The sequence below is a fragment of the Marinibacterium sp. SX1 genome (assembly GCF_050389775.1).
GTDB lineage: Bacteria > Pseudomonadota > Alphaproteobacteria > Rhodobacterales > Rhodobacteraceae > Marinibacterium.
Map to the genome: position 1 here is coordinate 36,898 of NZ_CP177151.1, position 26,039 is coordinate 62,936.

General features: G+C 65.2%; 12 protein-coding genes. 8 read left to right on the forward strand and 4 right to left on the reverse strand.

The window, feature by feature from the left end; translation table 11 throughout:
- Nucleotides 1-69 precede the first annotated feature (69 nt).
- Together ACK3BB_RS26505 and ACK3BB_RS26510 are read right to left on the reverse strand one after the other, a co-directional pair.
- Entirely contained in the window at nt 70-1,146 is a 1,077-nt protein-coding gene (locus tag ACK3BB_RS26505) for a hypothetical protein (protein ID WP_428929785.1), read from the reverse strand.
- A complete protein-coding gene (locus ACK3BB_RS26510; RefSeq protein WP_428929786.1) occupies nt 1,143-3,452 on the reverse strand; it encodes a hypothetical protein in 2,310 nt (769 codons plus the stop codon). Before ACK3BB_RS26510 ends, ACK3BB_RS26505 begins: the two co-directional genes overlap by 4 nt.
- A 351-nt stretch (nt 3,453-3,803) precedes the next feature.
- On the opposite strand from ACK3BB_RS26510, the gene ACK3BB_RS26515 reads away from it, so the two are divergent.
- Nucleotides 3,804-4,769, forward strand: a complete 966-nt coding sequence (locus ACK3BB_RS26515) for a serine hydrolase domain-containing protein (protein WP_428929787.1) — start codon at nt 3,804-3,806, stop codon at nt 4,767-4,769.
- A 152-nt stretch (nt 4,770-4,921) separates the two neighbouring features.
- On the opposite strand, the gene ACK3BB_RS26520 is transcribed toward ACK3BB_RS26515, so the two are convergent.
- Together ACK3BB_RS26520 and ACK3BB_RS26525 are read right to left on the reverse strand one after the other, a co-directional pair.
- Nucleotides 4,922-6,358 (reverse strand): oligosaccharide flippase family protein, encoded by a 1,437-nt coding sequence (locus tag ACK3BB_RS26520; RefSeq protein ID WP_428929788.1) that lies wholly within the window; start codon nt 6,356-6,358, stop codon nt 4,922-4,924.
- Nucleotides 6,358-8,004, reverse strand: a complete 1,647-nt coding sequence (locus tag ACK3BB_RS26525; RefSeq protein WP_428929789.1) for a hypothetical protein — start codon at nt 8,002-8,004, stop codon at nt 6,358-6,360. The genes ACK3BB_RS26520 and ACK3BB_RS26525 overlap by 1 nt, the downstream gene beginning before the upstream one ends.
- A gap of 286 nt (nt 8,005-8,290) precedes the next feature.
- Between ACK3BB_RS26525 and ACK3BB_RS26530 the strand changes: the two genes are divergently transcribed.
- The 7 genes from ACK3BB_RS26530 to ACK3BB_RS26560 all read left to right on the forward strand — a co-directional run bounded on the left by ACK3BB_RS26530 (nt 8,291) and on the right by ACK3BB_RS26560 (nt 26,023).
- Nucleotides 8,291-9,184 carry a sulfotransferase family protein gene (locus tag ACK3BB_RS26530; protein ID WP_428929790.1) on the forward strand — a complete coding sequence of 298 codons (894 nt, stop codon included), beginning with the start codon at nt 8,291-8,293 and terminating at the stop codon, nt 9,182-9,184.
- 138 nt (nt 9,185-9,322) lie between these two features.
- Nucleotides 9,323-10,285: a sulfotransferase family protein gene (locus tag ACK3BB_RS26535; protein WP_428929791.1), complete on the forward strand. Its 963-nt coding sequence runs from the start codon at nt 9,323-9,325 to the stop codon at nt 10,283-10,285.
- The gene (locus ACK3BB_RS26540) at nt 10,282-11,436 is read left to right on the forward strand and encodes a glycosyltransferase (protein ID WP_428929792.1); all 1,155 of its coding nucleotides are present in this window, start codon (nt 10,282-10,284) and stop codon (nt 11,434-11,436) included. The genes ACK3BB_RS26535 and ACK3BB_RS26540 overlap by 4 nt, the downstream gene beginning before the upstream one ends.
- Nucleotides 11,436-12,962, forward strand: a complete 1,527-nt coding sequence (locus tag ACK3BB_RS26545) for a GMC oxidoreductase (RefSeq protein WP_428929793.1) — start codon at nt 11,436-11,438, stop codon at nt 12,960-12,962. Before ACK3BB_RS26540 ends, ACK3BB_RS26545 begins: the two co-directional genes overlap by 1 nt.
- Nucleotides 12,963-13,595: 633 nt before the next feature.
- The gene (locus tag ACK3BB_RS26550) at nt 13,596-14,723 is read left to right on the forward strand and encodes a hypothetical protein (protein ID WP_428929794.1); all 1,128 of its coding nucleotides are present in this window, start codon (nt 13,596-13,598) and stop codon (nt 14,721-14,723) included.
- Between the two features lie 698 nt (nt 14,724-15,421).
- The gene (locus ACK3BB_RS26555) at nt 15,422-19,948 is read left to right on the forward strand and encodes a G8 domain-containing protein (protein ID WP_428929795.1); all 4,527 of its coding nucleotides are present in this window, start codon (nt 15,422-15,424) and stop codon (nt 19,946-19,948) included.
- Between the two features lie 579 nt (nt 19,949-20,527).
- Nucleotides 20,528-26,023 (forward strand): family 16 glycosylhydrolase, encoded by a 5,496-nt coding sequence (locus ACK3BB_RS26560; protein WP_428929729.1) that lies wholly within the window; start codon nt 20,528-20,530, stop codon nt 26,021-26,023.
- Nucleotides 26,024-26,039: the final 16 nt, after the last annotated feature.

The following is a 26,039-nucleotide window of genomic DNA, read 5'->3' on the forward strand; positions in this document are numbered from 1 at the left end:
CGGGGGCCGGGAATAGTCGCAGGCCGGGAATAGTCGGGGCCGGCAAGGCGGTGGGCGACCAGGCGGGGCTCAGGCCGGGACAAAGCCCCGCTCGTCACCGGTCGCGCTCAGGATCTCGGTCTCGCGGCCCATCCATTCGTGAAACGACCCCCGGCCGGTCCTGAGCGGATGCGGAAAGGCGGCCTTGAGGTCGCGGCGGTCGCGGTAGAGCTCGCGGGCGGCCTTGGGGATCTTGTCGCCGTTGTCGAAGGTGCCGTAATGCCACCAGCCCCGCGGGATCTGCGGCGCCGAGGCCCGGTCGACCTCTTCGCGATACCAGCGCCACAGCTCGTAGATCTCGACGTTCTGGCCGGCATAGCGCCGGGTCATGACGTCGCCCACCGGGCCCAGCTTGGTGAAATGGTAGAACCGCAGGGGCTGGCCGTTGATCAGCGCCGTGCCGGCCGCGTCAAAGGTCATCTCGCGCTGGCTGAGGTTCCAGCTGGCCACGTTGTAGCCCGGATCGCGCAGGACCTTCACGTTGTCGAAGAAACAGGGCACCAGGTTGCACCATTTCTGGTCGACGAAGATGCCCAGGTCGAGCCGGTCGTGGCACCAATCCTGCAGGCGGTCTTCCCACCAGCGGGCAAAGCGCCGGCCCTCGTCGTCATTGGCGATGGCCAGGAAGCCCAGGTTGAAGATGCCGTAATCCAGCGAGGCGATCTCGTTGTCGCGGATGGCCACCATGTCCGATTGCGGCTCGGGGTTGACCTGGTGCGGGGTCAGCACGATCGAGAAATCGTCAAGCAGGTCGACGACCGGCGTCATCGGGTTGAACACGCCGATGTCGGGGTCGAAGTAGAACAGCTTGTCGCAATCGGGCTCGTCGAGGATGTGTACCGAGGCCCGGCCTTTCACGGCCGTGCAGGCCTCGACGATGTCATGGCCGAACAGCCAGCCGTCGGTCTGGTCGCCGAACATGTCCTGGGCGGTCAGCAGGCGGTCGAAATCCTCGTGTTCGAGATCAAAGGCAAAGCCCTCGGGTTCCTTGTCGGTCATGACCGCCCAGATCACCCAGTCGGGATGCTGGGCGCGCAGGCTGCGGGCCAGGACGCGGGCGCGGTTGAGATAGCTGTAGGAGAAACTCGTGAACGCGTGAATCGTCATGTCTGCGGCTCCAGGGCGGCAAGGCTGATGTCGGACAGGGCGTGGTCGATGCGGTGGCCGGCCCGGCGGGCGCGGATGCGGTCGACCATCTCGGCCGCGCGGCCGTCTTCGAAAAAGGCCAGCAGGGCCTCTTCGTCGGCCAGCACGGCCCCGCGGTCCAGCCGGTCGACCGTGGCCGCGACATTGCCCGACACCGGGTTGGTCAGCACATGGGCGCCGCCGGCCAGGGCTTCGTAGCAGGACAGCGAGAAGGTCTCGGGCCAGGTGGCCCAGTGCAGCACCAGGTCGATGCGCTGCTCGGCCACGGCGTCGATCATGGCGTCGGGGGTGTCGGCGGTGACATGGACGGGCACATGTTCGATGCCGGCCAGGTCGACGGGCCGGGCGCCGCAATAGACAAAGCGCATGTTTTGGCCCAGGCGCCGGACCAGCCGTTCAAAGATCAGCCAGCCCTTGAAGGGCACCGGCGTGCCCAGGAAGGCCAGGGTGATCGGGCCGTCGTCGACCGGCCGGGGATCGGGCCGGGCCACCCAGTCCAGCGTCATGTGGGGGCAGACCGTCAGGCTGGCCGGGGTCAGGCCCGATGTCGCGGTCCAGATGTCGGCGGTGACCTGCGACGGGCTCAGCACATGGACATCCAGCGCGTCGAACAAGGCGGCCATGCGCGTGGCATGGGCCCGGCGTTCCGCCCCGAAGAGGCAGATCGAACAGGCGTTGGACCCGACCGGGGGGGCGCCGCAATAGGCGATGTTGTTGCGCTGCAGGGCATAGCTGGGGCAGATCGTCAGGTAATCATGCAGCCACAGCCAGCACCGCGCGTCCGGGGTGGCTTGGGTGACCAGCTCGGTGATGCGCTCGGGCAGGTGACCCAGCATCTGGTGGATGACCACGTCGATCCGCCCGGCCTCGGGGCGCAGCGTGGCGGTCGCGGCGATCAGGGCGCTGGTGGGCGCGATGCCCAGGGTCGCGCCATTGGCCACCAGCGTGACCAGCGGGTCGTCATCGGCCCCGGCATGGGCCAGGCGGGGCAGGGGCTGGACGGGATGCAGGTTGACATAGACGGCGCCGCGCTCGGCGGCCAGGCGCTCTTCGCGCTGGATGCAGACCTGGATGCCGCCCGGGTTGGTGCGGTAATCGTCATGCCCGACCGACAGGATCAGCCAGGCCAGCCGCGCCCCGGCGGCCGTGCGCAGGGCGGTGACGATCTCGTCAGCGGTCAGCCGGGCCTGTTTCGGGGTCGCCCGGGTCCAGTGGCCCACGGTTTCCTCCAACGGCAATTGCCGCAGCAGGTGCTGCACCCGGTAGCCGCCCGGATGATGCGGGCCGGTGGGGTCGTGCGGAGCCTCGGCCTGTTCCGGTGTTTCTGCGGGAGCCGTTTCGGCCGGGCCCGGCGTTTCGGCCACCGGACATTTGGCGGGCGTTTCGACGGGCAGCGGCTCGCGGCCTTCGTGCTGGCCGGCGACCAGGTAATGCCAAAACGGGTTTACCCCGGCCCGGGCCACGTCGGGATTGTTTTCCAGGTAAAAGACAGTGGAAAAGGCCGGGCTGGGATTATGGCCGGATTTCCAGCCTTCGACCATGAAATGCACCAGCGGATCACGCCCGGATTCAGCCACTTGCGGATATGTGCGCAAATAATGGGCCGGATCGAAAAATTCGCTGACCGCACTGAGTTCGGCCAGGGTGGCGGAATCCAGCATGGCCAGGTCGGGCGAGGGCGGGGCGGCCGGGCGGCCTTCCTTGCGGCCGTCGGTGACGTAATGCCAGAACGGGTTCACACCGGCGTCGACAACGTCGGGATTGTCCTTGAGATAGAAGGACGTGGAAAAGACCGGGCTGGGATCGCGACCTTCTTTCCAGCCGTTCATCATGTAGTGGATCAGCGGATCGGCCCCGGTTTCAGCGATATCGGGATAGGCACCGAGGTAGAAGGCCGGGTCGAAATGGTCGCGCACCTCGTTGATCTCGGCGCGCAGGGCCGGGTCGAGCGAGGCCATGTCGGCGGCCGGCGGCAGGCCCGCGCGGCCCTCGTTGCGGCCGTCGGTGACATAATGCCAGAACGGGTCGATCCCGGCGCTGGCCACGTCCGGATTGTCCTTCAGGTAGAACGCGGTCGAAAAGTCGGGGCTGGGGTCGCGGCCTTCCTTCCAGCCGTAGAGCGCATAGTGCAGCGCGCAATCCAGACCGGACTCGGCCACTTCGGGATATTGGGCGAGATAGAAGGCCGGGTCGAAATCCCTGAGGTAAACGTCGATTCCGCCGCCAGGCAGAAGCTCGGCCAGGGTCGAGAGCGTTTCGTCGTTCAATTGTTCTTTTCGTGCCATTTCGTTCATTTACCGAGGCCTTGGAAATGGGTGTCGAGTAAACTCGCTCAGGTTGATTGGCTGATTATCAATAGTCGCTCGACTTGATCCGGGCAACCCAAACCGGTGGCCGGTTGGTTCGGTTGCGTCAGGTCATGTCGCCCGGGGCGGATGGCCCGGGCAGCGGGCGCGGCGGGGCGCGTCAAGGGGCGGGGCGATCACCTATTGTTTTTTTGTCCTGCCGGGGCAGGGGGTTATGATGGTCGCACCGCATGGATGCGCCGCCGCGCATCGGGATGATCCAGCACCGCGCCCCGGGGAATGGGCCGGCCGCACAACCAGGGGAGAGGCGCCTTGAGACGCCGTGATTTTCTAGTGACCGCCGGGGCCGCGACGCTCTGCGCGCCGGCGGTACGGGCCCAGCAGGCGCTTGGCGACGTGATGCAGGACCTGCCCCGGATCAACACGCTGCAGATCCTGCGCGGCGATGACGTCGTGCTGGCCGACAGCCGCCGGGCCGGCGGGCTGGACCGGGTGGCCAACATCAAGTCCTGTTCCAAGAGTGTCCTGGGCCTGTTGCTGGGCGCGGCCGTGGCACGCGGCGAGGTGGCGCTGGACACGACGCTGGGCGAGGCCGCGCCGGGGCTGATCCCGGCGGATGCGACCGAGGGCGTGGCCGCGATCACGATGGAAGACCTGGTGACCCTGCGCGCCGGGCTGGCGCCGACCTCGGGGGCCAATTACGGGGCCTGGGTCGCATCGCCGGACTGGGTGGCCTATGTGCTGCGCCAGCCGATGGTCGACCGGCCGGGCGGGCGGATGATCTATTCGACGGGCAGCAGCCACGTGCTGGGCGCGGCGCTGGCCGAGGTCACCGGGCAAAGCCTGCTGTCACAGGCGCGCGAGCGGATCGGCCGGCCGATGGGGCTGGACGTGTCGCCCTGGACGCAGGACCCGCAGGGGCGATACCTGGGGGGCAACAACATGGGGCTGACCCCGCGCGGCATGCTCGACATCGCGGTGACCATGCGCGACGGCGGGCTGTTCGAAGCTCGCCAGGTCGTGGCGGCCGACTGGGTGCGGGCCTCGGCCCGGCCGCGCACGCAATCGCCCTGGTCGGGCATGGATTACGGCTATGGCTGGTTCCTGACCGACAGCGGCTACATGCTGGCCCGGGGGTACGGCGGCCAGGTCATTGCGGCCCATCCCGCCCGCGGGCTGGCCGTGGCGCTGACATCCGATCCGACCCAGCCGGCCCGGTCGAACGGCTATTTCGGCGAGATCATGCGGCTGTTGAACGGCCCGATCCTGGCGGCGTGAGGCTCTGAGCGATAACTGACGTGCGGTTCCTGTCCCCGGTGGGGATGGGGCCTTGGGTCGTTTGGTCGGACCCGGATGGACGGCGCATTTCAAGGCGGCACGTCCGGTCACCTCAACAAGACCCATAGGCATTGTTATGGTAAATGAGGCCATCACCGGAACTCGGCCGTGGCGGCCTTGATCCTCCCGAGGTCGGCCAGGGCAAGCGCGCCGAAGGCCAGGCACATCAGCCCGATAGCCATGACGATTTCCCATTCGTTCCCCGGGGCCAGCGCCCGGCACAACAGGAGATGGGCCAATGCCCCGGCGGCCGAGACAAGCGCAGCCGGAGCAATGGCACGCAGGCAATCGCCCCAGTCCAGCGGCACGATGCCCCGGGCATGGGCCCAGCCGCGCGGGACATAGGCCAGGGCCCAGAGGGTCATCGAAAAGGCCACGGCCTCCAGCGAAATCAGCGCGGCGCCCAGGACCAGCACGACACGCAGCACGGCGCCTTCGGTGATCAGCCGGACCTGCAGATCGGTCCGCCCGACGGCGCGGAACAGGCAGGCCAGGCAGGTGATGGCCACGGCTTCCAGCACCAGGCCGGGGATCGACAGGGCAAAGACCGGGGCGATGCCGGCCCATTTCTCGGAGAGCAGAACGGTAAAGACGGCCTGGCCCGAAACGGCGATCATGGTCAGCGGCGGCAGCAGGGCGCTGGCCAACAGGCGCGTCGAGGCCAGGTAGATGCGGGTCAGCCGGGCGGGATCGTCCTGGGCCTTGGACATGCGCACGAAGACCACGGCCGACATCGGCCCGGCCAGGCCGAATTGCGGCAGGCGGGTAAAGCGCTGGGACATGGCAAAGATGCCCAACGGCCCCTGCCCCAGCAGCTTGGCGATCAGCAGCGGCGCGGCCTGGGCCTGGGCCACCGAGATCAGCGAGGTGGTCACGGCATCCCGGGCAAAGCGCAGGTGGCCGCCGATCTTCTGGCGATCGAACACCCGGTCGGGCCGGAACCGCGACAGGCGGATCACTCCCATCAGGCGGAAGGCGGCAATCAGCACCTGCTGGACGACCAGCGCCCAGACCCCGGCCCCGGCCAGCGCCAGCAACACGGCGGCCACCAGCCCCGACGAGGCCGCGACGATCTGCAGCCGGGCCAGGGCGGTATATTGTTCGCGCCGTTCGATCTCGGCGTTGTGGCTGGCCGAAATGGCCTGGCAGAAGGGCACCATGGCCAGGGCCGACAGGATGGCCGTCAGCGAGGGCTCGGCGAAATACCAGGCCCAGAGCGGGGCAATGGCCAGCACGCCCGCGGCGAGCAGGGCGCCGACCCCGACCAGCAGCCAGAAGACCGAGGACCATTCGACCTGGTCGTAGCCCGGCGCGCGGATCAGCGACCGGCCCAGCCCGGCATCGCTGAGCACGCTGGTAAAGATGACAACGGTCATCGCCAGGGCCATCAGCGCGAAATCCTCGACGCTGAGCATGCGGGCCAGGATGGGCAGGACCAGCACCTGGGACAGGGCCAGAAAGCCCCGGGCAAAGACCAGCGACCCGACGTTGACGAAGAACCCGCGCCGGGCGGGCGAACCGGCCGACATCAGTTCAGCAGGGTGACATCGGACCAGGACAGGACCTCGATGCTGTCCCGGGCGCCCACGGTTTCCAGCCAGCCCGGGACGGCAAAGCCCGGCCAGCAGGACGAGCCGTCGAAGAACTGGACCGGGGTGAATTCGTCCCGGAAGCGCTGGTCTTCGAACAGCCCGTCAAAGGCATCGTCATTGGCCGCCCAGAAGGATTGGCTGCCGCGCTCCGAACAGGGCCGGTTGAACGTGGCCAGCACATCGGGTCGGTGCTCCCAGAAGGTCGGCTTGTCAAAGCTGGCATGGTTGCGCATGCCGACCTTGATCGGGTTGGCATGGGCCATTTCGGTCCAGTTCAGCCCAAGCAGATCGTAGATGTAGCCATCGTAGCCCAGGGCGATCCCTCCGGCCGGGCCAACCCCGATCGACGGGCGCGGCTCAATCCCGTTGAGGTAGGAGCCAAAGGCAAGCCCCTGTTCCACAAGGGTGAATTCCTTCACCACGTCGAAACGCGACTGGTAGTAATGCAGCCAGCCCGACACCAGCACGACCAGCGCCGCGGCGCCGGCCGGAAGCGCCATCCACAGGCGCCGGCCGGCCACCCGGTCGACCAGGATGCCGATGGCCATGGCCGCGCCGATGGCCAGGGCGGCGGGCAGGATCGGGGTCATCGGCTGATAGAAGCGCCACAGGGCGAAATGATCGCCGCCAAGCGCGGCATAGACACTGAGCAGCCCAAAGACCGCCGCCGCCGGGATCAGCAGCCCGCGCCCGGCCTGCTCGCCCCGGAACAGCCGGGCCAGGGCCCAGACCGCCGCACAGGCCCAGCCGGCCAGGTAGATCTCGACGAAGGGCGCACCCAGCAGGAAACTGATGGCATATTTGGCGCCGTCGACAAGATCCTGCATCCGGTCCGACGACACCTTGGCATAAAAGGTGTTGGGGAAGGGCTGGCCGAAATACTCCAGCCGGAACCAGGTCACCGCGACAAAGGCCGCCAGCGACAGGCCCAGGGCGATCACCCCGCGGCGCCAGGCTCCGGGCGCGAGCAGGATGCCCAGGACCACCAGCCCGACGGCCACGGCCACGCCTTCGGGGCGGATCATAGGCATCAGCAGGGCGGGCAGGAACAGGCCGATCCCCGGGCCCGACGGGGCGCCCGCCTCGACGCGGATCGCCAGGTGGGCCACCAGCCACAGGGTGACGGCCGACCACAGCGCCAGCTCCATCATCGTCCAGACCGTCCAGAGGAAATAGCCCGGGCTGGCCAGCAGCAGCACGGCCAGGATCCCCACGGCCAGGTCGGCCGGCCCGTCCAACTCCCCGGTGACAACCCGCGCGATGCGCAGCCCGGCCAGCACGGCGCCCAGCGTCAGCAGCCCGGCGGTCAGCACGATCAGCGGCTCGGGCGACGGGGTCAGCGCGTAGAACCCGGCCAGGATCATCGTCCAGAGCAGCGTGGTCGAGCCTTCGACCCGCTCGCCGCCCACGTTGTAGACATAGCCCGCGCCCCGGGCGATGTTCTCGGAATAGGACCGGGTGATCGCCGCGTCATCGATGCCGATCAGGGGCAGCCCGCCGCACAGCGCATAGGCCAGGGCCGCGCCCAGCATGGTGACCGCAGCGGCCAGGATGATGTCGCGGCCCAGGTGGTGGTTGGTCATGTCTTAAATCCTTCGGATGGCTCGGGGCCTGCCCGATGGCCGGGCCCGGGCCGGAAACGGTTGGTACAGCGAAAGGCGGTGCAAAGTGTCGCTGCTGAAAAGAATCATGATTGCAATGGCTCGAATGACCTCAAAATACTTGCCTTTTACGAACCCGATGTACAATAAAAATGGAAGGTTTGGATCGGGAATCCCCACCAATCCCATTTTCAAGGCGCATTGTTTCCATGATTGACCATATTTTTCGTGACGCCCAATTCGACACTATCCGCAAGGAGTCAGGGGTATGACATCAGGGCCCACTTTCATCGGCATCGGCGTGCAGAAATGCGCCACGTCCTGGCTGCATGACGTCCTGCATGGCCATCCCGATATTTTTACCAGCGACCCCAAGGAGATAGACTATTTCACCGCCAAATTCGACCGCGGGCGGGAATGGTATCTCAGACATTTCGCCGACGGCGCCCAATGCGCCGCGCGAGGCGAGACCTCGCCGTCGTATTTCTTCAACCCCGGGGTGCCCGAACGCATCCGCGATTTCGACCCCGCGATGAAGCTGATCGTGATCTTCCGCGACCCGGTGGACCGGGCCTTTTCCAACCATCTGCACGAGATCCGGGCGGGCAATTTCACCCAAAGCATCGCCTTCGAGGACGGGTTGCGCAACAATCCCGTCTATGTCGAACAGGGCCGTTATGCCACGCATCTGGCGCGGTGGTACGAGGTGTTCCCGCGCGAGAACCTGTTGCCGCTGATCTTCGAAGAGATCACCGCCGATCCCGAGGTTGCGGTGCGCCAGGTCTATGATTTCCTGGGTGTCGACCCGGCCGGGCGGTTCGACAAGAGCCGGAAAAGTTCAAATGAAAGCGTGGCCTATCACAATGCCGGGCTGCAATCGGTGCTCTGGCGCGGGGGCAATGCGCTGCGGCGCGCGGGGTTCGGGCAGGGGTTGGAACGGTTCAAGTCGCTGCCGGCGGTGCGCCAGCTGATGGCGATGAACAAGCAGGACCTGCGCCAGTCGGTGCCGCCCATGCAGGCCGAAACGCGCAGCGCGCTCAGTGCCGAGCTGGCCCCCGAGATGGAGGCGCTGGCCCGGATGCTGGGCCGGGAGGATCTGCCCTGGCGCAGCTTTGATGCCGCCCCCGTGCCCGTGGCCGAAAAGATCCGCGCGGCCACCTGATCCGACCTGCCAAATTGCAGCCGAAAAGGTCGGAAAACGCGGCCAAATACAGGCGGCGGCCATTTCATGCTGGATCGAATGCGGCAGGCTTCCTATCATTGATCCATTCTGCACGAGTCATTTCCGACACAGGCCGACATGAACTTTTCCGTTTCGCAACAATCCCGGTTGCCTGATTTCATTATTGGCGGCGCGCCCAAATGCGGGACGACCTCGCTGCATTTCATCCTGGCGCAACATCCCGATGTCGGCATACCGGATGACGAGGTGCATTTCTTCGATGCCGACGATCCCATCGGCCATCCCGATTTCCTGTTCGGCCGGCCCGACGGGCTGGATTGGTATGACCCCCGACCCGAAAACAAAGTGGCTATGGATTGGTATCGCGCGCGCTTCGCGGGCTTTGCCGACCGGCGGCTCATCGGCGAGGATTCGACGATCTACCTGCAAAGCGAGGTCGCCCCGGCGCGCATCCAGGCGCTGTTGCCCGAGGTGCGGCTGGTCTTCATGCTGCGCGATCCGGTCAAGCGCGCCTATTCGCAATATTGGCACCTGGTCACGCGCGGCCGTGCGACCTGTTCGTTCGAAACCGCCCTGTCGCGGCATCCGTCGATCATCCTGGGCTCAACCTATGCGCCGCACCTGCAGCGTTACCTCGACCGGTTCGGCCCCGACCAGGTGCGCATCGGGCTGTTCGAAGATTTCCTGCAGGACGGTCAAGGGTTTGTCGATGGCATGACCGATTTCATCGGCCTGTCGCGCCGGCCGCTCGAAGACGGCAAGAGCTGGTTCAACCGCACCTGGTATCCGACGCGCCCGGGCCTGCAACTGGCGCTCAACCGGGTCAGCGGGCGTATCGTGGCCGGGCAATACCGCAACCATTTCGGCGACCGGGCGGACCGGGCCGAACATCGGCGCAGCCGGTTTCATCACCGCTGGTTCCGCCATGTCCACCCGATGTTTCTCAAGGCCGAACGGCCCCCGGCCATGCGCCCAGACACCCAGGCCTACCTGCGCCAGCACCTGTCGGCGCGCAATGCCGGGCTGTCGGCGCTGTTGGGCCGTGACCTGGCGGCGGTCTGGCCGGGGTTCACCGCATGACGTCGTCGCGTGTCGATATCCTGGTCGTGGCCGATCCCCGCTTTTCGGGGGGAACGGCCGCCTCGCTGGTGTCCGATGTGCGGGCGTTTTCCGACCTGGGCCTGACAGTCGGGCTGCTGTGCGTGCGGTCGCATTTCTTCGTCGGCACCGATGACCGGCCCAACGCCCAGGTCCTGGCCTTGCCCGATCTGCCCTATGTCACCCGGATCGACGGGCCGGTTTCGGCCGAGATCGCCTTTTTCCACCATCCGCTGGCCTTTTTCCACGGTGTCGAAACGGGCCATCCCGTGACCGCCCGCCGGGCCTTTGTCGTGGCCCATCATCCGGCGTTCCGGGGCGATGGCTCGCTGGAATACGATCCGGTCTCGACCAACCGCCGGATCTCGGCGGACTTTGGCTGCTGGCCCTGGTGGGCGCCCGTGTCGGGCACCGTGCGGGCGCAGCTGCGCAGTTTTTCCCCATTGATCACAATGGCTTCCGAGGATTGGCACAACACGTTCGATCCCGCCGACTGGCAGCCCCGGCGCCCGGTCTTTGACGATGGCTCGGCGGTCGTCGGGCGGCACGGGCGGCCAGATTTTCTGAAATGGCCGGCCACGCGCGACGGGGTCGTCGCGCCGCTGACGCCCGGCCCGGACTGGCGGGTCCGGGTGATGGGCTGTCCGGGTGCCGTGATGGCCGATCTGGGCGTCGATACGGGCGGTTGGGAGCTGCTGGAGTTCAACGCCATGCCCGTGGCCGATTTCCTCGACACGCTTGATGTCTTTGCCTTTTTCTATCACCCGCGCTGGGTCGAAGCCTTTGGCCGGACGGTGGCCGAGGCGATCCTGATGGAACGGCTCTGCGTGCTGGATCCGCGCTTGCAGTCGAATTTCGGCGACCTGGCCGCCTATTGCCGCCCCGATGAGGCCCCCGCGCTGATGGCCCGGCTGCGCGAAGCGCCGGTGGCCGCGCGAGAGCTGGCCGCCGACCGGCGGGTCCGGGCGCTTGAGCTGTTCGGCAACCAGAGCATTGCCGGACGCATCGCCCGGCTGCGCGACGATCCCGGCACGCGGTCGCGCAGCGGGCCGAAATCGGCCTCGATCCCGGTGGCCCTGCGCAAGGTGGTCGGGCTGGCAAGGCGCCGCATGGCCGCCGAGGGCCGGGGCTGATGCCAAGGGTCGATCTGACAACCGCCCGCGAGCAAAGCTATGACGTCTGCATCGTCGGCGCCGGGGCGGCCGGGCTGGCTGCGGCCGTGGCCTTGCAGCGGGCCGGGCGGCGGGTGATCCTGGTCGAACGCGGCGGGCTGACGGCCGGGCGGGACCCGGTCGAGCCCGAGATCCCCGAAGGGGTGCCGCATGACCCCGTGGCGCTGACAACCCGCCAGGGGCTGGGCGGGACGATGACCATCTGGGGCGGCCGTTGCGTGCCGTTCGAGCGGGCCGATTTCGCGCCGAGACCGGGGGCGCCGGCGGGCTGGCCGATCAGCTATGACGAATATGCCCGCTGGGTGCCCGATGCCGCGGCATTCCTGGGCGTCGATCCGGCCTTTACCTGCCCGCCGCCGCCGGGCTGGGAGGCGCTGGACGGGGTGAGCGCCGATCGGGTCGAACGGCTGAGCCCCGGCCGGCTGATCCCGCGCATGATCCGCCGCCTGCTGGCCGATCGCGCCGGGCCCGATATCCTGCCCGAAGCCCCTGTCGAGGGGCTGACCTGGGCCGGCGACCGGGTGACGGGGGTGTGTGTCGCGGGGGAGCCGCTGGCTGCGGATCGGGTCATCCTGGCCTGCGGCGGCCTGCAGACCACGCGCCTGTTGCTGCTCGAAGAGGCGCGCGCCCCGGGGCGGCTGACCGGCGCCGCGCTGCTGGGCCGGGCCTATATGGGCCACCTGACGGGCAGTATTGCCCGGATCACCTTCGACGGGCGCACCGACCTGTCCGATTTCGGCTATCGCGGCGGCGCCCGCGCCCGGCCGTCCCGGCGCAAGATGTTGGTTCTGCCGGAAAAATCCAACCACGTCGCCTTCTGGGTGGAAAACCTGCCCCAGGGCGATCCGGCACATCGTTCCGGGGAATTGTCGCTCAAGGCCCTGGTCCGGGGCATGACCGATGACCGGCGAACGCGGGCGCATCTGGACAACATCCGGGCCGATCCGCTGGGCGCGGCCTCGGGCGTGCTGTCGGGCCTGCGCACCCGGCTGAACGCCGAAGAACGTCACCCCAGCCGGCTGATCCTGCGCGGGCCGGGGCCCTATCGACTGGCCTATCATGCCGAGCATCTGCCGGTCGCCGAAAGCCGGGTCGAGCTGATGCAGGCGGACCAGAGGCTGCGGATCGTCTTTGACTATGGCGAGCCCACGATCACCGGCACCGTGGCCGCCCATCGCCAGCTGGCGGCGGCGTTGCAGGCGGCAGGGCTGGCGCGGGTCGAGATGGACGACGATGACGATGCGCTCGCGCGATCGGTCGCCGCCCAGGCCCGCGACGGGTATCACCAGATCGGACTGGCGCGCATGTCGGCCGGGCCGGAAACGGGGGTTGTCGATGCCGATTGCCAGGTGCACGGCACGCGCAACCTCTACGTCGCCTCGGCCGCGGCCTTCCCGGTGTCGAGCCAGGCCAACCCGACCCTGTCGGTCGTGGCCCTGGCGCTGCGCCTGGCGGCACATCTGGCGCGGGATGGGGCGGAGCGATGAATGGGCTGTCTTATTGGGCCATCAATGGGGGCTTTAACTTATTGAAACCACGGGGGGGCAGGCTCGCCTGGGGGTTTTCCAGAGGGCAGGAGGATATTGGAAACAGTGCGGGCGCATTGAGCCATTTCGCAGATGAAGTCGAACCGCGCTTCATTTCCGTTTTTCGTGTTCGAGTGCTTAAATGTGACTCTTGAAGAGGATCGGTCTTTGTTTTCAACTTGTTGCTCCTCCACCTTGCCCGCTTGTCGGGTCGCTGCGGCCAGTCGACGACCTTCGCGGTGTCGGACGGATGATCCCCGCGCCACGCCATGAGTTGCGCCGGCTGAGAATGGGGCATTTACGCCGGAAAAACGGAATCGTGGTTTGAAATCGGCGCGCCTTCAAAAGGTTGATCGCCGCGGAATGACCTGTCCGCGACACCGGCATAGACAAACATGGTTCCGCATGATGAGCTATTTCTGGCGGAATTGAAGACCACGCCAGGCTTGGAAATTGTCTCAGGCGGCACGCCATTTCGAACACCAAGACCCGTTTTCGGGGCAACCATTTCATCAGAGGGCCGAGCATTCGGCAGGATTATTGAAAGACAACACTTCGGCATCCCCTGCCCCGCATGTCCAAACGATTGGTTCCGTGGCCTATTTCGGGCACGACGCCAATGAACCTGCCGTGCGCCGCCGGGCCACGGCATTTCGACGGGCCGGGGTGGATGTCATGGGATTCATGCCGCATCGCGGGGATTTCACGAAACCGGAATGGAGCCATGTCGATCTGGGTCAGACCCGCGACAATGATTATTTGCAACGCGTTACGCTGGTCTATTCCGGCGCTCGTCGCGCGCTGAACTATCCGGACATGTTCCGTCGGGCGGATATCTTTCTGGCTCGCAACCTCGATATGCTTGCGCTTGCCGCGCGGGTTCGGCGGAAACTGGGGCTCGATGTGCCGTTGGTTTATGAATGCCTCGACATTCATCACCGCCTGACAGGGCCATCCCGCCCGGCCCGGATGTTGCGCCGGCTCGAGGCCCGGCTCCTGGAGCAATGTGCGCTGGTCATGATCTCGTCGCCGCGCTTCGCCGAGGCCCATTTCGAAACGCATTACCCGGGCAAATGCCGCTTTCACCTTGTCGAAAACCGGCTGATCGAAGGGGATGCCTTTGCCGCCCGCCCTGCCCCGCGCGCTGCCGCGCCCGAGGGACCCCTGCGGATTGGCTGGTTCGGGAACCTGCGCTGCCGCCGTTCGCTTGACCTGTTGAAATCATTGGCCAATCGCTTTCCCGACGATCTGCGTATCATCCTGCGTGGCTATCCGGCCCCGGGGGTCTTTCCTGATTTCGAAGCGGAATTCGCGGGGCAGCCCAACATCGTCTTCCATGGACGGTACAAGGCGCCGGGCGACCTGGAAGCGATTTACGGCGAGGTTGACCTGATCTGGGCGGGGGATTGGTACGAAGCCGGGGCGAATTCGATGTGGCTGCTGCCCAACCGGATCTATGAAGGCGGCTATTTCGCCACTCCGGCGCTGGCGCCCGCGGGCACCCAGGTCGCGCAATGGCTGACAGAGCGCGGAGGCGGGTTCATCCTCGATGACCCGATCGACGAAACGCTCGGTACTCTGGTCGGTGAGTTGATCGAGAATCGGCAGCCGATAGAGAATCGGCGCGATCACCTGCTGGGCTTGCCACGGTCGACCTATGTTGAAAGCCCGCAGGCCGTGGCGGACCTGATCGCCGCAGCAAGGGGAATGGCCGTGTCATAGGGACGGCCATTCCCGGCCCTTTGTCGAGCCAATCGATTAGGGTCAGATCAACCCTAAGAAGAATCCGGCCATCTCAACGGCTTGGGTTTCGCGTCATCCGGGCGCATGCAGGCGCCACCGGCAGACGTAGCGCTGGCGGACCAGCGCATCGTTCGGTGCGTTAACCATCTGTGCGGTTCTGGGTGGACATGGTCGGTTGCCGCCTCGAAGAGGGTCAGAAAACGGGCAGATCCGGGGATAGCATATGACACCCCGATTGTTCCCGAGATGCCAGTTCGCAAGGCAGTTCGCCCCGTGTGAACGGGCACGCGATCACTCGCCGAAACGTTGATGTTTCCTGCTATTGACGCATTCCAGGCAAAGCCAGGAACAGTGCCCGAGCCTTCCGGCAAGTCGTTCATATCAAATGAATAACTTTGAGTCTTCGCTCCGCCAGCCGCATTCGAAATTGCAATAATTGCCGCAACGGAAATGGGGCGCATTCCAGAGATTGGGGGTCTATCGCCATGGGCAAGAACGCGCCCAATCCTTAGGGCGAGTAAGAATAATTTAACATCTTGTATGCTTTGATGTGTACGTTAAGAAACAAGCAAGAATAGCCTGCGACAAGCGATTTGCGCAGGTCAGAATAAAATGTCTTGGGCCCGCCCTATGCAGGGGCAGGGCAACAACTCGGGCACGCATAGGAGAAAGTGACGATGTCAACACGGACGGTCACCGGCCGCAACGGTCGCGACTTAACAAATCCAATTGACGCCGACGATCTACACGACAAGTCAATCAATTCTCTGGGGGGCGCGCTCTCCAGCAGTGAAAACCGAAGATTGCATGATTATGTGCCGTTGGCGTCTCTCTCCCTCGCCACCAGCGCTTCTGACAGCGTCCCCAGCATCTCCCAGGCTAACCCACTCTCCGAAACTTTTGAAACAGTAACAGAGATAAACGAGAGTGTCTATATCCCTGATGAGACTGCGCTTCTCTTAAATTTTAGTAATCCCGGCGCACCCTGGTCGACCGGTTTCAGCGACGCTTTGGACGGCAACGGCGCATCCGGTTTTTCCGATACATTTCCGGCAGATGGCGGGCCGTCGATTTCGCTGCCTGGCCTCGATGGGCCTTTCGGTTCATTTCTTCAAAACGCGGACCCGGTCTCTGACTGGATCGACATCGGTGACGGAAAGGCGCTTTCGCTCCTGAAATCGCTAAACGGCAGGAATGACGCCGGCTCCGAAGATGTTGATGTTACCGAAATCGGATCAATCGACGCCCAGCCGATTTCTGCCATGGCCGAAATGACCGACGACGGCATGGCCCATATGACCGGCGGATCGCATGATGACATGACGGCGGCCGTGACCGAGGATGTTCAGGACCTGGTCGGCGGCGGCTCGATCACCCTGCAGGCCGCCATCGACGCCCAGATCATGTCCATCGAACATGCCAAGCAGCACGTTCACCAGGACGACGCCAACAAACTGACCGACCACCTTGCATTGCTTGACCTCTTTCCCCTGGCCAGCGATCCCGATGTTGCCGTTGCGCTGAACGGAGGCTCCTGGTTCGATCCGGGGACATGGTCGACCGGAAAGGTGCCCGGAGACGGTGACAGCGTCTTTATTCCCGCCGGCATTTCCGTTGTTTACGATGGTGTCAGCGATGCGCGGCTGGACCGTGTCGGCGTCGACGGCGAGCTGCATTTCGCAGTGGATACCGACACGCGGCTGGTGCTGGACACGCTGCTGACCAATTCAGGCTCGACCCTGACCATCGGCACCGAGGACAACCCCGTTCAAGCCAGCGTTTCGGCCGAGATCACGATCCACCGCGACAACGGCAAGATCGACCTGTCGGACGATCCGACGCAATTGTCCAAGGGTGTCGTCACCCATGGCACGGTGCGCATCTCGGGTCAGGACAAGGTCGACCACATGCGGGCCTCGACCGACCCGGAAAAGGGCGACAATTTCCTGACGTTCTCGGACATGCCGATGGGCTGGGAAATCGGGGACAAGCTGGTTGTCGCGGGCACCAAGTTCACTGGCGAGAACATTTTCCAGGACGAAGTCGTCACGATCAAGTCGATCACGCAGATGGCCAACGGCGATTACAAGGTCACGTTGAACCAGACGCTGCAATACGATCATTTGACGCCCGAAGATTACGCTGGCCACAACTTCCAGGTGCCGGTTGCGAATTACACGCGCAATATCCAGATCGGCACCGAAACCAGCCAAAGCGCCTATCTGGGTGATGGCAAAACCGTTCCCGTCGATGAACGTGGCCATGTCATGTTCATGCACAACAAGGACGTGGTCGTTCAGAATGCCGAGTTCTACGAGCTGGGCCGAACGGACAAGCAGGAATTGCTGGATACCGAAGGCGGAACCAATGTCGCCGGCCGTTATTCGCTGCATTTCCATCGCACCGGCGGAACGATCGAAGAAGGCGCGGCCCTGGCCGAGGGCAATGCCGTCTGGGGCAGCCCCGGATGGGGCATCGTGCATCATGATGCCAATCTCGACGTCATTTCCAATGCCGTTTACGGCGTGAATGGCGGCGCGATCATTGCCGAGGCCGGCAATGAAATCGGCGACTGGATCGGCAACATTACGATGCACACGACGGGTGACCTGATCACCTTCAACTCGGAACAGGGCAATGCCGGAACGGCTCACCCGGCCGGCCGCCAGGAGATCCTGAACGACTCCTTCCACCAGGGGATCGGCTTTGGCTTCAAGTCGCGGATGATCAATTCGTCCGACAACGTGGCGGTCAGTTCGAACGGTGCGGGCTATTCCTTCTGGCCGATGGGCAATGACGACGGGGTGTCGGATATCGACCCGCTGGTCAGCGACTTCGTGACGCTCAACGGCTACAGCCAGTGGTTCGGCGAAGAGACGGCCACCCTGTCACGGGTCCCGCTGCGCGTCTTCGACAACAACGAAGTCTTGGCCAGCCACGTGGGCTTTAACACCAGCGGCGACAAGAGAGGCACACTCGAAGACGTTGCCAGCGTGATCGACGGGCTGGTCGCCTGGGAAGTCGCGGCCGGTGTCATGGGGTTCTACCAGAACAACTACCTGATCAAGGACAGTATTTTCGTCGGCCTCGACGGTGGCATCACCGGCAAGCACCAGGGCCTGTCCAAGGTCGGCTACGTGACAACCGGGATCATGGCGCATGACTTCAAGTTCCTGAAAATCGTCGACAACCATTTCAAGGGCTTTGACCAGGGCATCTTCAGCGACACGTTCGGCGACCAGGACAAGGAACTGGCCCATGTGGTCCTGGGCAATGTCTACACTGAAACTGAACTTGCCCGAAACTTCGTCGGCAACGCCGACCAGTTCCCCCATGTCGACGACAACCCGGACTGGGAAGACCGATATTACGTCGGCCGCCTCGAAGCCAGCTTCGACATCGGTGCATCGACCATGGTGCTGAACAAGCCTTGGGAATACGCCACGCTGGAAGTCAGGAAGGTCGACGGGATCGGCGTGGAATACGTGACTGTCACCAATCGCTATTTCTGGGAAGATAACGTCGCGCAGGAAGGCTATTACTTCGAAAACGGCAAGTATTATGTCATCGTCGATATCCCCGTCGGGGACCGCATAACCGGCAGCGTGATTTCGGCACATGCGGCGATCGAACTGGCCTTTGTCGAATCTGTTTCCGATCTGCCTTCTGGCGCGGTCAACAACGGCGCGCTGCCCGATTACATCGGGCCGGACGGTGTCAGCGATTTCGAGCTGTTCGATCTGCGTGTCCTGGGTGTTACCGGCAACCAACTGACCGTTGACGACACGCCCGAGCCTGAACCCGAGCCTCAACCTGAACCGGAACCCGAACCGGAGCCAGAACCCGAGCCTGAACCGGAACCCGAACCGGAGCCTGAACCCGAGCCGGAGCCTGAACCCGACGTGGACGTGCTGTTCGAAGCCGAGGATATGGATCTCGAGAATTACGAGATCGAACGCGGCAAGTTCGACGAGACCTCGGACGCGGTCATCGCGATCACCAACAAGACCGCCCCCGGCATGGCTCGGCAATTGTACGAAGGGCCGTCCGGCATCTTCGACCTGACGCTCGGCTATGTCGATGAAAACGACGGGTCCGGTGAATTTGTCGTGTTCATCAACGGCCTTGAAGTCGGTTCGATCCAATTGGATGACGATACCGACAAATCCGCCCAGACCACCCTGTCGGGCATCGCGATCAACGATGGCGACACCATCAGCATCGTCGGATATGCGGACGATGGCGAGAGGGCGCGGCTGGATTACGTCAGTCTGACTCAAACCGATGACGCGCCCACGGACGGTGGCGGAGATCCCGGAGACGGCGGCACGGACCCCGGTGACGGTGGCGGCACCCCGGTCCCCGAGGATTACATCCTGCGGATCGAGGCCGAAACCATGCTGCTCGACAATTACGAGGTCGAATCCGGCAAGTTCGGCGGCACCTCCGGCGAGGTCGTGCGAGTGGCCGACAAGTCCATGGCCGGCATCGCCAGCGAGGTCTTCGATGGCCCCTCGGGTGTCTTCAACATGGATCTCGGCTTCATCGACGAAAATGACGGGGTGGGCGCCTTCTACGTCTTCATCAACGGGCTCGGCGTTGCCGAAATCGTGCTGGACGCAGATACCGATGCCTTCACCCAGGCCAGCCTGACCGGCCTGTCGATCAACACCGGCGACACGATCAGCATCGTCGGCTACGCCGATGATGGCGAGCGGGCGCGGCTGGATTACGTCGAACTGACAGCCAGTGAACTTGCCCCGGTCGAGGACGTGACCGTGGACCCGGTTCCGGCAGACTACCTGCTGCGGATCGAGGCGGAGTCCATGATGATGGACAATTACGAGGTCGAATCCGGCAAGTTCGGCGCGGCTTCGGGGGACGTGGTGCGTGTCATCGACAAGTCCAAGGCCGGGACGGTCAGCCAGGTCTTCGACGGCCCGACCGGCGTCTTCGACCTCCGGATCGGTTATGTCGATGAAAACGACGGCCAAGGCGATGTCTTTGTCTTCGTCAATGGCATCGGGGTCGGTGAAATCCACCTGGATACGGACACAAACAAGATCACAGACAGCACGCTGTCGGGCATCTCGATCGACACGGGGGACACGATCACCATCATCGGCATGGCTGACGATGGCGAACGCGCCCGGCTGGACTTTGTCGAACTGACCGCCGCCGCATCGGATGACCTGATGGCCTGACCCCAGCCCGATCGGTGACATCGCAGCCCCCGAAGCCCGTCTTCGGGGGCTGCGCCTTTTCGCAGCCCGGGCAATTCGGACGCCATTCAATCACAAAGCCGCGAAATCCCCCTTATTTCGCCCGATCAGAAGACAAAAAGACCATTCGTCGTTAACAAATTTTCCAATTCCTAAACGAATCTGATATCGTCCAAGAGCTTACTTCTGTGGTGGATGGAAAGAATTCTGCTGTTAATGCATTCTGTTCTCAGCGGATTTTTCTGCGCGGGGGCGATTCTTAAACGTGTTCCGAGAATCGGCCCGGCGAATGGGGTTTGACTTTCGCCGCTTGGATTGGCTCTTGATTTTTGTTGTGGCCGGGAATTTTAGATGGTTTCCTACAAGGTATTTGACCGTTTCAATCACTCTTTCGGACTTGCCAAGGTAACGGCATGGATCAGGCCACCGGCCGATGACATCCCCGTAACCGAAGCCCTTGGCACCGATGCGGTGTCATTGGCGGTAGATCCCGCAGAAACACCTGCATCCTTCGACGCTGCGGCCGAACGCCCGGCCGATCAGCCGGACGTGGAAATCCCCGTGGAAATCCCGTCGTGGCAATGGTTTGCGGCCTTCGACACGGGGCCGGCCCCGGTCATGACCGAAGGGCCGGCAGAGTGGCTCAGCCCAATCTACGGGCCGATCTTCAGCTTCGACGACATGCGCGCGGAACAGGAGGGCATGGAGGTGACATTCAGCAATCTCACCGGCCTCCTGTCGGCCTTCCTGGGAGCCTCCAGCCTCGATACGGCCCCCGCACCGATGGCCGCATCGCTGGAGGCCGTGGAATACGATGCCTTCGCCACCTCCTTCGACCCATTCGATCCCGCCAATTGGCGCCCGTCCGATTACGCAAATGCCGGCGGCTGGATCGCCACGGCCTGGGATCCCGATCATGTCGTGCTGGGTACCGGCAGCGTTTCGCTTCAGCTCGAACACGAATCGCAGCGCGGAAAACCTTATACCGGCGCCGAAATTCGCTCGGAAGAGCGTTATTTCTATGGCCAATACGAAGTGACCATGCAGGTTTCGGACGAAGACGGCGTGCTGTCGAGCTTCTTCCTTTATACCGGCGCGCCCCACGGCACGCTGACCAGCGAGATCGATTTCGAGTTCCTCGGCGACGACACGACCAAGGTCCTGCTGACCTTCCACACCCCCGAAGGCTCGGACGGCCAGCTGGTCGACCTCGGCTTCGACGCCGCCGCGGGCTTCCACACCTACACGATCGACTGGGCCCCGGATTCGATCACCTGGTATGCCGATGGCGTCGCGCTGCGCCAGGTCACGGATGCCGACATCGGCATCCCGGCCGAACCGAGTTTCATGTTCATGAGCATCTGGACCGGCGCCAACGGGTTCACCGGCACGCCCCGGCACAACGTGTCGGCCACCGCAACCTATGAAGATGTCAGCTACGTGCCGCGCAGCGACGCGGTGGCGATCAACGACCGGGCGCTGGTCACCGCCGGGGGCAGCGTGGCGATCGACGTGCTGGCCAACGACGGCATCATGGGCGGGGCGCCGCTGCCCGAAACCGTGACGATCGACCAGGGCCCGGCGCATGGCACGGTCAGCGTCGACGCGGTGACCGGGGTGATCACCTACACGGCCAACGCCGGATATGTCGGGCGCGACAGCTTTTCCTACACGATGTCCGATGGTTCGACCCTGTCGAACTCCGGTGACGTGACCCTGAGCGTGGGCCTGCCCATCGACGCCGATTTCACGTCCGGAGCCGATGGGTTCACCTATGCCGATGACGCCTTCCGCGGCACGGCCCAGCCCGATTACGCCGATGGCAGCGCCACCGGCGGGACGCTGGACGTGCTGCTGGGCGGCGGGTCCTCGCGCTCGGCGGTCACCGATATCTCGGGCGGCTGGAGCCAGGAGTTCGACGCCCTCGCCGGCCAGCAGGCCACGCTGACCCTGCGCTACCGGATCACGCTGAGCGCCGATCTCGATGCCGGCGAAGAGGCCGAGGTCATGGTCGCGCTCGATGGCACCGAATACAGCCTGATGACCCTGGCGGCCACGGATTCCGACACCGAAACGCTGGATTCCGGCTGGATCGAGGTGACCCTCGACCTGGGCACCCTGTCTGGCGGCAGCCACGAGCTGGTCCTCGGCGGCTTCCTCAACCAGCGCACCCGCCAGAACGAGACCGCGACGATCAGCTTCGACAGCGCGGTGATCACCCTCGGCTCGCCCTCGCCGGCCGATGACGACGGCAACCTCGCCCTGAGCGCGCCCGACCTGCTGATCGACGGGGCCGAGGCCGGGGCGGTGGACTTTGTCATCTCGGGCCTCGACGCGGATGCCACGGCCGAGGTCACCGTGACCGACGGCACCAATACCGTCACCGGCACCATCGCCACCAACGGCACCCTGACGCTGGACCTGTCCAGCCTCGACGACGGCCCGCTCACCAGCTCGGTCACCGCAACCGACGGCGACGGGGCAACGGCCACGGCCGGCGGGCCGGGGCTGACCCTGGTGCCCGCGGCGGGCGATGACGACGGCAACCTGGCCCTGTCCCTGCCCGACACCGAGATCGACGCCACCGAGATGAGCGCCGTCAGTTTCGTGGTCACCGGCATCGATGCCAATGCCACGGCCGAGGTCTTTGTCACCGATGGCACCAGCACGATCTCGGGCAGCCTGGCCGCCGACGGCACCCTGCTGCTCGACCTAACCGGGCTCGCCGACGGCGCGCTGACCACCAGCGTGACGGCCACCGACATCAACGGCGCGACGACCACCCTGGCCGGGCCGGGCCTGACCCTGGACAGCGCCCCGCCGGTGGTCCTACCGACGCCCATCGACGCCGATTTCACGTCCGGAGCCGACGGGTTCACCTATGCCGATGACGCCTTCCGCGGCACGGCCCAGCCCGATTACGCCGATGGCAGCGCCACCGGCGGGACGCTGGACGTGCTGCTGGGCGGCGGGTCCTCGCGCTCGGCGGTCACCGATATCTCGGGCGGCTGGAGCCAGGAGTTCGACGCCCTCGCCGGCCAGCAGGCCACGCTGACCCTGCGCTACCGGATCACGCTGAGCGCCGATCTCGATGCCGGCGAAGAGGCCGAGGTCATGGTCGCGCTCGATGGCACCGAATACAGCCTGATGACCCTGGCGGCCACGGATTCCGACACCGAAACGCTGGATTCCGGCTGGATCGAGGTGACCCTCGACCTGGGCACCCTGTCTGGCGGCAGCCACGAGCTGGTCCTCGGCGGCTTCCTCAACCAGCGCACCCGCCAGAACGAGACCGCGACGATCAGCTTCGACAGCGCGGTGATCACCCTCGGCTCGCCCTCGCCGGCCGATGACGACGGCAACCTCGCCCTGAGCGCGCCCGACCTGCTGATCGACGGGGCCGAGGCCGGGGCGGTGGACTTTGTCATCTCGGGCCTCGACGCGGATGCCACGGCCGAGGTCACCGTGACCGACGGCACCAATACCGTCACCGGCACCATCGCCACCAACGGCACCCTGACGCTGGACCTGTCCAGCCTCGACGACGGCCCGCTCACCAGCTCGGTCACCGCAACCGACGGCGACGGGGCAACGGCCACGGCCGGCGGGCCGGGGCTGACCCTGGTGCCCGCGGCGGGCGATGACGACGGCAACCTGGCCCTGTCCCTGCCCGACACCGAGATCGACGCCACCGAGATGAGCGCCGTCAGTTTCGTGGTCACCGGCATCGATGCCAATGCCACGGCCGAGGTCTTTGTCACCGATGGCACCAGCACGATCTCGGGCAGCCTGGCCGCCGACGGCACCCTGCTGCTCGACCTAACCGGGCTCGCCGACGGCGCGCTGACCACCAGCGTGACGGCCACCGACATCAACGGCGCGACGACCACCCTGGCCGGGCCGGGCCTGACCCTGGACAGCGCCCCGCCGGTGGTCCTACCGACGCCCATCGACGCCGATTTCACGTCCGGAGCCGACGGGTTCACCTATGCCGATGACGCCTTCCGCGGCACGGCCCAGCCCGATTACGCCGATGGCAGCGCCACCGGCGGGACGCTGGACGTGCTGCTGGGCGGCGGGTCCTCGCGCTCGGCGGTCACCGATATCTCGGGCGGCTGGAGCCAGGAGTTCGACGCCCTCGCCGGCCAGCAGGCCACGCTGACCCTGCGCTACCGGATCACGCTGAGCGCCGATCTCGATGCCGGCGAAGAGGCCGAGGTCATGGTCGCGCTCGATGGCACCGAATACAGCCTGATGACCCTGGCGGCCACGGATTCCGACACCGAAACGCTGGATTCCGGCTGGATCGAGGTGACCCTCGACCTGGGCACCCTGTCTGGCGGCAGCCACGAGCTGGTCCTCGGCGGCTTCCTCAACCAGCGCACCCGCCAGAACGAGACCGCGACGATCAGCTTCGACAGCGCGGTGATCACCCTCGGCTCGCCCTCGCCGGCCGATGACGACGGCAACCTCGCCCTGAGCGCGCCCGACCTGCTGATCGACGGGGCCGAGGCCGGGGCGGTGGACTTTGTCATCTCGGGTCTCGACGCCGATGCCACGGCCGAGGTCACCGTGACCGACGGGACGAATTCCGTCACCGGCACCATCGCCACCAACGGCACCCTGACGCTCGACCTGTCCAGCCTCGACGACGGCCCGCTCACCAGCTCGGTCACCGCAACCGATGGCGACGGGGCAAGCGTGACCGTGACCGGCCCCGAGTTGATGCTGGAACAGGTCAGCCTGCCGCTGGATTTCTCGACCGAGACCGAGGCCCTGTCGATCGACCTGACCACCGGCACCTATGGCTATGCCGCCGTTGTCCTGCCGATCGGCGATTCCCTGACCCATGGCTACCTGGGCGATACCGATGCGGTGACCCAATCGACGCGCGAGCTGCAGGACGGCTATCGCGGCACGCTGTTCGAAAGCCTGCTGGCCGACGGCGTGTTCATCGACTACGCTGGGCGGTTCAATTCGGGGTCCGAGCTGATGCTCGACAATGCCCATTCCGGCACGCCCGGCATCGAGATCCGCCAGATCATGGCAAACGGGATCTACGAAGACGACCTGGCGGCCTATGATCCCGACATCGTGCTGTTCATGGCCGGGACCAACGACATCAGCAGCGGCGGCACGCGGTTCTTCGACGTGCTGTTCCCGCGGGTCATCAATGGCATCACCCAGGCAATCAGCGAGTTCTATGATCTGCCGGGCGCCTCGGACAAGCACCTGGTCATCTCGACCCTGCCGCCCAAGGGCAACCTGACCGACGAGGTCGAAATGGTGAACGAGGGTTACAGCATCGTCGATGGTGTGGCCGTGGTCGGCGATGCTGGCAACGGCACCTATGTCGCCGGCATCAAGGCCACCGTGATGGCGCTGCAATCCAGCCATGCCACGCTGCATCTCTACGATGCGCCCTTCGACCAGGCCCTGATGGGCGATGACGAGGATCACATGACCGAAGAGGGCTATGCGGCCTATGCCGCCGGCCTGCAGGAGCTGCTGGAAACCGAGATCGGCTACAGCGGCGGCACGCTGGATGGCACGGCGCTGAACCTGGGCACCGGCCAGGATGTCGAAGGCGGATCGGCCGGAGACCTGATCGGCGGGTCCGACCAGGACAACATCCTGCTGGGCGGTGGCGGCAACGACGTGCTGCTGGGCCGGGCGGGCAATGACACCCTGGGCGGCGGCACCGGGTCCGACCGGCTGGAAGGCGGGGCGGGCGCGGATGTGCTGACCGGCGGGGCCGATGCGGATGTCTTTGTCTTCGGGACCGATTTCGCCGATGGCGCGGCCGGGCCGGACACGATCACCGATTTCGGCGATGGCGCCGACCGGCTGCTGATCGCCGATGATTTCGAAGGGCTGGTGACAGTCGAGGACCACGGCAGCGGCGTGCGCCTGACCCTTGGCAGCGCCGGTGTCATCGATGTCGAAGGCACTTCGGCCGATCTTCTGAAAGGGGCCGACCTGGGCGGCGGGGTGTTCGACCTGACCACCGACACCGACCTGGCCCTTTTCTATTCCGACAGCATCATCACGGCCTGAGGCCGGGGACCGACAC